This is a genomic window from Cedecea neteri NBRC 105707 = ATCC 33855 (genome assembly GCF_001571265.1).
Classification (GTDB): domain Bacteria; phylum Pseudomonadota; class Gammaproteobacteria; order Enterobacterales; family Enterobacteriaceae; genus Cedecea; species Cedecea neteri.
In genome coordinates this window covers 1-1,221 of sequence record NZ_BCTL01000118.1, presented here as the reverse complement: position 1 = coordinate 1,221, position 1,221 = coordinate 1, and the positions used below count along the sequence as shown (strand labels likewise).

Here is a 1,221-nt window from a genome sequence, read left to right as displayed (position 1 = left end):
GACCTGCTCCCCGTTGATTAATACACACCGATGTTAGTAATGTCTTCATAAGCCACATGAGGACATTCCCATGAAGAAGCGTTTTTCCGACGAACAGATCATCAGTATCCTCCGCGAGGCTGAATCCGGGGTTTCTGCCCGTGAGCTCTGCCGTAAGCACGCCATTTCCGACGCCACCTTTTACACCTGGCGTAAGAAATATGGCGGTATGGAGGTGCCCGAGGTTAAGCGCCTGAAGTCGCTTGAGGAAGAGAACGCCAGGCTCAAGAAACTGCTTGCCGAAGCCATGCTGGATAAGGAGGCGCTTCAGGTGGCTCTGGGGCGAAAGTACTGACGACAGGCCAGAAGCGGGAAGCCGTGGTGTTGATGTGTGATGCTACCGGTCTGTCGCAACGTCGTGCCTGCCGGCTTACAGGTTTGTCCCTGTCGACCTGCCGTTATGATGCTCAGCGTCCGGCTGCTGATGCACATTTATCAGGACGTATTACTGAGCTGGCGCTTGAACGCAGACGTTTTGGTTATCGGCGCATCTGGCAGTTGCTGCGTAGGGAGGGCCTTCACGTCAATCACAAGCGGGTATACCGTATTTACCACCTTAATGGACTGAGCGTAAAACGCAGACGACGCCGTAGAGGGCTGGCGACCGAACGGTTTCCGCTTCTTCGCCCGGATGCGCCGAACCTTACATGGTCGATGGATTTCGTTATGGATGCACTGGCCAACGGTCGCAGGATCAAGTGCCTGACCTGTGTGGATGATTTCACGAAGGAGTGTCTGACGATCACCGCTGCTTTCGGTATTTCAGGCGTTCAGGTCACGCGTATTCTGGACAGCATCGCGTTGTTTCGGGGGTATCCGACGACAATAAGAACCGATCAGGGCCCGGAATTTACCTGCCGCGCGCTCGATCAATGGGCCTTTGAGCATAGTGTGGAACTACGGCTTATCCAGCCAGGTAAGCCAACGCAGAACGGATTTATTGAGAGCTTTAACGGACGCTTTCGCGATGAGTGTCTGAATGAACACTGGTTCAGCGATATTCTTCATGCCCGGAAAACGATTAATGACTGGCGGCAGGATTATAACGAGTGCCGTCCCCATTCATCGCTGGATTACCAGACACCAGCTGAATTCGCAACGGACTGGCGAAACAGGGAATATGAAGAAAAACCAACCGACATTACTAACTGAAGGTTGTATCTAATCCTGGGGGCAGGTCAA

1 protein-coding gene is annotated in these 1,221 nt (G+C 53.2%); it reads left to right on the top strand.

Annotated elements, in window-relative coordinates:
- Positions 1–70 precede the first annotated feature (70 nt).
- Positions 71–1,191 (top strand): IS3 family transposase gene (locus CNE01S_RS24025; protein ID WP_096753955.1). Its coding sequence is split into 2 segments (ribosomal slippage): positions 71–329 and positions 329–1,191, totalling 1,122 coding nucleotides; the frame shifts between segments, so codons are not numbered across the junction.
- Positions 1,192–1,221: the final 30 nt, after the last annotated feature.